Raw genomic sequence first — 9,552 nt, 5'->3', positions numbered from 1 at the left:
CCCATTCGCGCTGCGAGATACACCCGTACCCGAAGCTGGGGTTGGGCTTCCACCCCTTCTGATGCTGCAGCACCGAGGCGGCCATCGGGGTCTTGCCGTCGTTCCATTTCCGGGTGACGGGCAGTCCCAGCGCGGCCTGCCAGCGCCCCAGCCCGGCGGTCCACTCGGCTCGTTCACCCGGATAGGCCCCGGAGACACAGTTATCGGGACCTTCCAGCGGCCCGTAGAAGAATCCCTGTGGCAGAGGGAATTCCAGGGTGGACGCCGGTGAACCATCGGGCGCCGGCGGGCCGGACGGAGCCTCTGAGCCGCCGGGGCTCGGATAGGCCGGGTTCACCAGCCAACGGCTCTCCGGGTCGACCTTGCCGGCCTGCCCGCCCTGATTGAAGACGTAGGGCCATGCCGACACGTGCAGGTGCGGATCAACCCAGCCGTTGTGCGCTTTGTCGGGATTGATGTGGGCAATACGCTGGCCGGCCCGCACGTGGTCGCCCAGACCGACCTCGCGGACAATGTGACCGTATTCCAGGGCGCCGCCACCCTCGGTGTCCTCGGAGTCGACGACCAGCCAGCCGGCCGGGTCCGGGCCGCCGTACCCCTGGGCCTGCCCGGCCTGGATGACGGTGCCGCCCTGGATGGCGTAGACAGGCTTGTTCGCCGAACCGCCGGGCCAGCCGAAATCGACGCCGGTGTGTACCTCGCCGCCTCGCGGCCCGAAGTGAGACGTGATCTCCAAGCCGCGCTCCAACGGCCAGTACCGCAGCGGACCCGCGGGGACGGCGGCCGGCGGGCTGCCGGCTGGCCCGATCGGCCTGTCCTCCAGGGCATTCCAGGTCACTGAAGCGACGATGCCATCAGGTTTCAGACCGCTGCCGGTTTGGAACGCCTTGACCGCCAATTCGGTGGCGGCGCCGAAGTCCTGATCGACGCCGATGTCGAAACCGCGCTGGCGGAGCATGGTTTGGAGGCGCCCGACAGCATCTCCCCGCGCACCCAGAGCCAGTACCGGACGGGTGTCAGGCTCCTGTCCGTGGCGGACTAACTGTTCGATGCGAGCCAACTCCGCCTTGGCCTTGTTCAGATACTGCCGCCGAGAGTCCAACCCGTTGAGTCCGCCGTTGATCTTGACGGTAACGGCCTCGAGGTTGTCGTTGTCGGCATCGGCGTTGATGTCGCGGCGCTTCCAGTACTCGCAGGCGATGGCCAACGACAGAGCCGGGTCGGCGGCCCGCTTGGGATAACCCTCCAGATCCACGCCGAGGGCCTGCCCGTAGGTGCGATAGTTGCTACGCCCGGTCAGTTGGAGCAGCCCACGGCCTTTGTAACGTGGACCATCACCCTGTTGTGTGTTACCCAGATCATCGCGGCCCTCGTATGCCCAACCGTCCGCATACTCCTCCGTCGTCGTGAATCCGTCGGACTCATGACAAATCTGGGCCAGAAAATGCGCAACACGCATCCGTGAGGTGATGTCGTAGCGCTGCAATGTCTGCTGCAGCAGGGCACCGACCGCGTCGATGATGTCCGATTGCCGCCGACGAACCTCAGGGTCGTTGGCACATGGAGCAATGGCGCGCAGCACATGCGCATCGATCGGCAGCATCGCTTGATCCCCGAATTTCGAATCCTTAGGCGGCATCTCAGTCCTCACCCCGTGACATCTATGTCAGGCCTCTTCCCATGCTGGCTCATCACGGTCCGCCGACCAAGTTGTGCCGCATATTTCATGACCAAAGTCCCTGCCACGGCTAACCAGAGGACCCTTCTCGGCGGCAGGTGTCGAGCGCTGTACTGGCGTGTAGCAACGCCGAGGAAACGAGTGATATGGCTCTGCCTTACCAGCTGGGGTCGACGGGTCCGGAGATCGAGTACTGGCACGCGTGGTTTCAGCGCATGTATCGGGCTTACGCGCCGGAAAAGGACGCCTACTTCAGCGACGAAGACGTCGCTGCGGTCAAGGAAATGCAGCGTCGTCTCAAGATGCCGGAGACGGGCGTGTTCGACGCCGCCACCGCAGAGCGCACCCATTACGTTCCGCCGGCACCTGGTCTGCAGCCCATCATGTTCACCGTCGAGGGACACAAGTCGGACATGTTCCGGGGTCCGGTCGCCGACACCGCCGCCGCACTCGAATCCGAAGGCCTCTGCCACCACCAGCCGATCGGCTACAACAACGGGTGCATTCCTTTCGACAATGCCAGCGGAGTCAAAGAACTGGCCCGGTTGGTCGGCGCACCGTTCATGGACAACCTCGTGCCGTTCCCCCAGGGCACCCCCTGGGCGCTGGCGGGGTTCTCCCAGGGCGGCATCGTGGTCAGCGATTTCTACTTCGACTACCTGGCACCCGGCAAGCCCCTGGCCTGGCGAACACCTGACCTCAAAGCCGTTCTGACATATGGCAATCCATGCCGACAGACCGACAGCATCGCCGCGTGGGCGCAGCCTCTGATCACGACTCCCGGGACGCATGGTCTGGACCCGAAGCGCCGATTCGGAACATCGGAGTTCCCGAAGAAGCCCGACTGCTGGGTTGACGTGTATCGCGAGGGCGACATTTTCGCCGAGAACGCCGACGACAAAGCCAGCCTGATGAAGGCGGCGGTCTACCAGGCGGTGGCGCGTGGCGACGGCTTCTCCAACGCATACTCGCTGGCCGCACAACTGTCCCGGCTCTTCGACCAGCCGGTGGAGACGGTGCTCGGAATCATCCTGGCGTGCGTCAGCGGCCTGGTGTTCGTCGGCGACAAGCGCAATCCCCATTACATGCCCTACGACATCACCGGCGGCGTCGACTGGATGCGTGACCGCCTCACCGGCAAACGGTCTGCCGCGCAGCGGCCGTCGCCGCTCTAAGAGAACTCGGCTCCACTACGTTGATGGCTATGCCCCTGCGGCCCAGCGCGCTTCTCGCCGTCGCGCTCATCGCCGCCACCGGGTCGGGCTGCTACCGGAGCGCTCCGGAGCCGGGTTCGCCACCCACAAGCGAGCTCGCCACCTCCGGCGCCGCGAACCCGGGCGTTGAGCGATGTGCGTCACAAGACGGCCGACAAATCGAAATCCGCGCCGGCACGATCAGCTGCGCGGAGGCGTATTCGACTGCTGCGTCCTATGACCTGCAGGGCGAGAAGTACCAGGAAATCGGCGCGTTTACCTGCTACACCGGAACCGCGCAGACCGCGCCGATGCTTATCGTCTGCTCTTCCGGCGGCGTCGAATTCTCCGTGTTCCGGACCTAGGCGTTTCAGACCAGCCGGCATGGCCGCACCCGAGACCACCACACTCGCTGTCATGAAGCCGACCTGGGACTTTCGGCCTTTTCTGCCAACACACAGTGCCGCAACCTCTCGCCGCGTTCTACCCTCAGCTAACGACTCCTGCCGATGTGGGCCGAGGGATCAAGGGGGTGTTAGAACCGCATGACCACCACTGCCAGCGAGTCGGACTCGCCCCGAGACGAGCAGGGGCAACCGTGTGGCCACAGCGGCCCGGTCTGCCCGTGCGTGCAGACCGTTCTCACCATCGAGCCGTTGGACTTCAACCTCCTCGGCAACACCATGGTTCGGAACTTCGGGGGCGCCATCACAGCGGGACGACGTGTTGTGCGCGTTGAGTATCCGGCCTCGTTGGATCCCCGTTCGATCGACCGCGGCGTCGAGGCACTCGACCAGTGTCTGCACACCACACCTGGCAGGGTTCTCGTTTTCGCGCATTCGCAGGGAGCACAGGTCGTTTCGCGATGGCTGCGGGTTCATGCGGCCGACTCGGGCGCCCCTGACCCGGGCCGGGTTTCGTTCCTCCTGATCGGCAACCCGCTGAGGAAGTACGGAGGTGCGGGGATAGGGCAGCCTGAGGTCGACGGCAGTCCCGGGCTGCCCACTCCCAACGACACGCGATACCGGGTCACCGACGTGAAGTTGCAGTACGACGGCTGGGCCGATGCGCCGAGCATGCCGGGCGAGTTAGCGGACGCCAACGCCCGGCAGGACCGCTTCGGCATCAACGGTAAATCCGCCATTCACGCACTGGGCTACCGCACCGCCGACCTGGACAACCCCGACCGGAAGACCTATGCAGAGGGAACGACGGAGTACGTGATGCTGCCGCACAAGCCGCTGCTGCCACTGGTACCCGAACAGTGGATTGAAGCGTCCTACAGCCGCCCGGAACACTGAAGGGAGATTGACACGATGTCCTACATCGACCGCATCGACAGCCCGGGGCCCAAGAAGCTGCTCGCGCTCGACGGCGGAGGCATCCGTGGGGTGATCTCGCTGGAAGTACTGCACCGGGTGGAGTCGATGCTTGCTCAGTACACAGGCGCGGGTGAGGATTTCGTTCTTGCCGATTATTTCGACTACATCGGCGGCACCAGCACCGGTGCGGTGATCGCCGCCGGACTGTCCAAGGGTCTGCGCGTCAGCGAACTGCTGGAGCTCTACGTCGCGCGCGGACGGGAGATGTTCGACAAAGCGACCCTGCTGCACCAGTTGCGCTATCGATACGAGACGGACCGCCTGCGGGGGCTGTTGCACGAGGTCCTCGGTGCGACGACGACCTTCGGCAGTACGGATCTGAAGACATTGCTGCTCATGGTGTTACGCAACGCCACCACCGACTCCCCCTGGCCGCTGAGCAACAACCCGCGAGCGCGATTCAACGATCCCGCTCTGGACGACAACAACCTGGCTCTGCCGCTGTGGCAACTGGTCCGGGCCAGTACAGCGGCCCCGGTGTACTTCGCCCCGGAGACCATCAGGCTCGGCGAGCACGATTTCGTCTTCGTCGACGGCGGAGTGACGATGTACAACAATCCAGCCTTCCAGCTGTTCCTCCAGGCCGCACTGCCGCAGTACCGGTTAGGCTGGAAGACAGGCGAATCCGACTTATTGGTGGTATCGGTCGGAACCGGTCTGAGCCCCAAAGCCGACGACCATCTGCGCCCCGGAGAGATGAACCTGCTGTTCAACATCGGCACCATACCGGCGGCCCTGATGTACGCCGCGCTCAACGAACAGGATCTGTTGTGCCGGGTGTTCGGCCGATGCCGCCACGGCGCCGCCATCGACCGGGAGGTAGGCGATCTCATGACCGGTCCCGGACTGCTGGAGCAGCGGCTGTTCAGCTATGTGCGATACAACGCCGAGCTCTCCCGAGCCGGACTGGATGCCCTCGGACTGCCTGACGTCGAGCCGGAGGACGTGCAGAAGATGGACTCCGTCGACCACATCGCCGAGCTGCAACGAGTCGGACGAGCCGCGGCACAACAGGTAGCACCGCACCACTTCGCGGGTTTCCTGGATACAACGCCGTGACAACGGCTTTCACCATGGAACTCGGCGGTGGCCGCACCGCGGCCGCGGTGACAGTGACCGACACCGGACAACTCCCCTGCGCCCTGGACGTGCTGGGCCTGCCTCATCACCCGACCGTCGTCGTTGTGGGCGGCGCGGGCGGCCTCGACGACGACCACATCGGCCGGCTCCGGAACCTGTTCACCTCGGCGATCGAGCCAGTGATGCGGGAGCATGGTGCGGCCGGTGTCGACGGCGGCACCGATTCGGGGGTGATGCGGCTGCTGGGGCAAGCCCGCTCCGCGGCGGGGGCACGCTTCCCCCTGCTCGGGGTGGTCGCCGAAGGGACGGTGCAGCTGCCGGGCGACGTACCCGTCGGTGAAACGGCGCCTCTGGAACCCAACCACAGCCACTTCCTGCTCGTTCCCGGAAACGAGTGGGGTGCCGAATCGCCCTGGATCGCCGACACGGCAACGGTTCTCGCCGGGGGCCGAGCCTCGATCACCATCCTGATCAACGGCGGGCAGATTGCATTCGACGATGTGCAACGCAGCCTCGACGCCGGGCGTCGGGTAATCGTCGCCGCCGGTTCGGGGCGCACCGCCGATACCATCGCCGCCGCGATCGACGGTCCCGGCAGCGACCAGCGGGCCGCGGCGATGGCCGCCACCGGGTTGATCAGTGCGGTGCCGTGCGACGATCCGGTGGCGATGGCAGCGGCCGTCGGTGCCGCGCTGCGGGGAGAAGAGAGATGACGGAACCTAACCCCAAGGCCCAGAGCGACACTGGTCCGCTGTGCTTCGTGCTGATGCCGTTCGGCACCAAGCACGACCCAGCGGGCGGGCCGGACATCGACTTCAACCGGATCTACTTCGAGGCTATCGAACCGGGGGTTAGAGACGCCGGCATGGTGCCGATCCGCGCCGACGAGGAACAACTGGGCGGCATCATCCACAAAGCGATGTTCGACCGCCTGCTGCGCTGCGAGTACGCGGTGGCCGACCTGACCACGAGCAACCCCAACGTGATGTACGAACTCGGTGTGCGCCATGCGGCCCGGCCGCGGACCACTCTGACGATCTATGCGGCATCGACGCCGCTGCCCTTCGACGTCAACCACCTTCGCACCCAGCCCTACCACCTGTCGGATAACAACACGCTCTCCGACGCCGACGCCCGCACGCTGCGTCACGACATCGCCGTGCATCTGCGCCAACTGCGGGAGCGCGCCGATCACGACAAGTTCGTCGACAGCCCGCTGTTCCAGCTCATCAGCCAGTGGAGCCCGGAGCCGCTGGCGGTCGACCCCAGCGAGTTCTCCCCGGAAACCGTCAAAGAGATCGAAGCGATCAAGCGGCAGGTCCGGGTGATCCGCAGCAATTGCGGTGACACCGAGCGTCGCGACGCCATGCTGGGCGAGCTCGCCGCGATCCGTGACACCGCCCTAGCGCACCAGACCCTGGACATCGCGCTGCTCAGCGAGATCATGCAGGCCTACCGGTCGCTGGAGTCCTGGTCGGACATGATCACGCTCTACGACAGGATGCCGGGGATCCTGCAGCGCCAGGTCAAGGAGCGTCAGCTGCTCGCGTTCGCCTACAACCGGCGGGCCGACGCCAACGACGGCCAGCCCGACGACAGGGCGAAAGCCCTGACCATCCTGGAGGAACTGCAGGACGAGCAGGGCTTCGACCCGGAGACCTCGGGTTTGATCGGGCGAATCTACAAGAGCCGCTGGCGCAAGGCACTGGAGGTCAAGGACGCTGCGCGGGCGGAGAAGTTCCTGGACAAGGCTATCGACGCCTACATGCACGGTTTCGAGGCCGACTGGCGGGACTACTACCCCGGCATCAACGCCATCACCCTGCTGGAGGCCAAGGGCGACAAGGACGCACTGGCACTGCGGAACCGGCTGCTGCCGGTTGTGCGTTTCGCCGCCGAACGCAAACTGCGTGGGGACAACCACACCTATTGGGATTACGCCACCATCCTGGAACTCGCCGTCCACGCCGGCGACACCGGGGCGGCCGAGGAAGCGATGGGCGACGTGCTGTCGGACTGTGAGGAGAACTGGCAACTCGACACCACCGCGGACAACCTGCAAATCGTCGCGGACATGCGCAGCAGCCGAGGCGAAAACGTCTCGTGGATAACGGCTTTAGTTGACAGGCTGCGTCGGTCAGCCCGGTGACGCGGGGGCGCCGGAATGCAACGCCCATTCCCAGATCTCTGCCTGCGGAGTCATGGCGTGGCCGCCCGGCTCAATGTCCCCTGAATGGTCATATTGCGTTGCTTGCCTGCGGAGTAGTAGGTGGAACTGAAGGAGATGGTTCCGTCCTCCTGGGGAATCAGCGTGATTTGCGAACGGGCGCACGGTCCGGAGTCGACCGTCTCGGTGACATAACGGACTCCGCCCTTGGCTGAACCGCTCTGGGTCCACGTGCATTGGCACGGGATTTCCGGATAGGCCACGCTCGCAGACAGCGGTGGGTCGTCGGTGATGTCAGCGACGAGTTCGAGGGTCTGATCGCCGAAAACGCGGCCGGACCAGCGGCCGGTCAGCGACGCCGGCTTCTCCGACGCGGGCGTCGCCGGTGCGGAGATGCTGGGCGAACCGCCGGTGGCCGGTGGCATGTTGTCACCACCGTCGCGAGTGACCAGGAACCCGATAAGGCCAGCGGCGGCGACCAGGCCCACGGCCGCCAGGCCGAGCATCCCTTTGGAGAAGCCTCCGGAGCGGGCCGCGGCTGCGACGGGCTGCGGAGCTGCGGCCACGGCCGCGGGGGATGCCGCGGAGATGCCCAATTTCCCGAGGCTTTGCCCGATGTCGGCATACAGATCGTCGCGCTTGCTGAACGTTTCCAGCACGTAGCGGGCGCCGCGGGCCTCCTCGGGGTCGGCCGAGTCCAGCGCCGGCTCCAATCGAATCAGCACCTCGCGCTGCTGGTCATGGGTCAGTGGTTCGGACTGGTTGACGTGATCGACGAGGTCGGTCAGGTATGACAGCGGCGCCGCAGGGGCTTCGGGCAGCGGACTGGGCAGCGGCTGGGCAGGCGGGAGATTGCCCAGCGCACCGGCAAGGGCGAACGCCGCCTCCCGAGAGGACGTCGAGTAGGTGGTGATCTGACGCGTCGACAACACGCGGGGCAGGGCATCGGGCAACGGGCCGACCGCCAGCGGCAGCACCGGCTTGTCCAGTGCCGATGCCCATTCCCATTCACGTCGGCAGGCGACTGAATTCAGCGATTGCGGCGACACCACGGCCACGAATACGTCGGAGTCGGCGATCCGCTGCAGGATTTCGTCCCACCACTTCTGGCCACCCCGCAGCGACGAGTCGAGCCAGGTCTCGTAGCCCAGCGAGTCGAGATCGCGCACCAGTGCCTCGACCTGAGGTTTGTTCTCACGCGCATAGGAGATGAAAAGCCGTCGCATTGCCGCTCCCCCAACCTGATTACCTGATTACCAGCGCAGAACGAGACTAGTAGCTGTCAGCTCTGTGGCAACCGCCAGCCGTCCTTGAGCACGGCATTCCACTCGGCCTGGCCGATACAGCCGTAGCCGATGCCCGGTGTGGGCGGCAACCCCAGGCTGCGCTGCAGGGTGGTGGCGGCGTTGGGTGTCCTGCCGTCGTTCCACTTCTTGGTGACCGGCAGGCCCAGCGCCGCCTGCCAGCGTCCCAGCCCGTCGCGCCAGGCCGCGGGCTCGCCGGGGTACTCGCCGGACACGCTGTTGTCCGGGCCGTCCAGCGGGCCGTAGAAGTAGCCCGCCGGCAGCGGGAACGCCGTCGGATCCGGCCCGGGTTCGGAGGGGTTGCGCAACCACCGGCTGCGCGGATTGACCTGGCCGTCCTGGCCGTAGGCATACGGCCACGCCGACAGGTGCAGATGCGGCGCCACTCCCCCGTTGGTCTTGCGCTTGGGATTGACCCGGGCGATCCGCTGACCGGCCCGCACACGATCGCCGTAGTTGACCTCGCGGATGATGTGCCCGTACTCCAGGCAGCCGCCGCCGTCGGCGTCGGTGGAGTCGATCACCAGCCAGCCCGCCGGGTCCGGCCCGCCGAACCCCTGCGCCTCTCCGGAGTAGATGACGGTGCCGGCCTGCACCGCGTACACCGGTTTGTTGCCGGAGCCACCGGGCCAGCCGAAGTCGATGCCGTAGTGGAAGCCGCCCGGGCGTGGCCCGTACTCGGAGGTGACGATCCGGCCACGCTCCATCGGCCAGTACCGCTTCGTGCTCGGAGCGACCGCGGCCGTCG

Annotated in this window: 9 protein-coding genes; 6 read left to right on the top strand and 3 right to left on the bottom strand. The window is 66.0% G+C overall.

Annotated features, from left to right (window positions below):
• A partial coding sequence (locus ADBZ6I_RS13160) for a peptidoglycan-binding protein (protein ID WP_526384531.1) occupies positions 1-1,603 on the bottom strand: 1,603 nt, incomplete at its 3' end.
• Between the two features lie 221 nt (positions 1,604-1,824).
• Here ADBZ6I_RS13160 and ADBZ6I_RS13155 point away from each other — a divergent pair.
• The 6 genes from ADBZ6I_RS13155 (at position 1,825) to ADBZ6I_RS13130 (ending at position 7,482) form a co-directional block, all read left to right on the top strand.
• On the top strand, positions 1,825-2,853 hold the full coding sequence (locus tag ADBZ6I_RS13155; protein ID WP_526384529.1) for a peptidoglycan-binding domain-containing protein: 1,029 nt from the start codon (positions 1,825-1,827) through the stop codon (positions 2,851-2,853).
• Positions 2,854-2,882: 29 nt separating this feature from the next.
• Positions 2,883-3,236, top strand: coding sequence for a hypothetical protein (locus tag ADBZ6I_RS13150; protein ID WP_526384527.1), 354 nt, complete (start codon positions 2,883-2,885; stop codon positions 3,234-3,236).
• Between the two features lie 180 nt (positions 3,237-3,416).
• Positions 3,417-4,172, top strand: coding sequence for a PE-PPE domain-containing protein (locus tag ADBZ6I_RS13145; RefSeq protein WP_526384525.1), 756 nt, complete (start codon positions 3,417-3,419; stop codon positions 4,170-4,172).
• 15 nt (positions 4,173-4,187) lie between these two features.
• A complete protein-coding gene (locus tag ADBZ6I_RS13140; protein ID WP_526384523.1) occupies positions 4,188-5,312 on the top strand; it encodes a patatin-like phospholipase family protein in 1,125 nt (374 codons plus the stop codon).
• A complete protein-coding gene (locus ADBZ6I_RS13135) occupies positions 5,309-6,046 on the top strand; it encodes a hypothetical protein (RefSeq protein WP_526384521.1) in 738 nt (245 codons plus the stop codon). Before ADBZ6I_RS13140 ends, ADBZ6I_RS13135 begins: the two co-directional genes overlap by 4 nt.
• On the top strand, positions 6,043-7,482 hold the full coding sequence (locus tag ADBZ6I_RS13130; protein WP_526384519.1) for a TRAFs-binding domain-containing protein: 1,440 nt from the start codon (positions 6,043-6,045) through the stop codon (positions 7,480-7,482). The genes ADBZ6I_RS13135 and ADBZ6I_RS13130 overlap by 4 nt, the downstream gene beginning before the upstream one ends.
• A 50-nt stretch (positions 7,483-7,532) precedes the next feature.
• On the opposite strand, the gene ADBZ6I_RS13125 is transcribed toward ADBZ6I_RS13130, so the two are convergent.
• Positions 7,533-8,726 carry a TIR domain-containing protein gene (locus tag ADBZ6I_RS13125; protein ID WP_526384517.1) on the bottom strand — a complete coding sequence of 398 codons (1,194 nt, stop codon included), beginning with the start codon at positions 8,724-8,726 and terminating at the stop codon, positions 7,533-7,535.
• A gap of 56 nt (positions 8,727-8,782) precedes the next feature.
• Positions 8,783-9,552 (bottom strand): M23 family metallopeptidase (locus tag ADBZ6I_RS13120; RefSeq protein ID WP_526384515.1); only part of this gene is annotated, 770 nt, incomplete at its 5' end.

It is taken from the genome of Mycobacterium sp., from assembly GCF_044342925.1.
Lineage (GTDB): Bacteria > Actinomycetota > Actinomycetes > Mycobacteriales > Mycobacteriaceae > Mycobacterium.
Note: the sequence above shows the minus strand (reverse complement) of the source record. Positions and strands in the feature narration are given on the sequence as shown.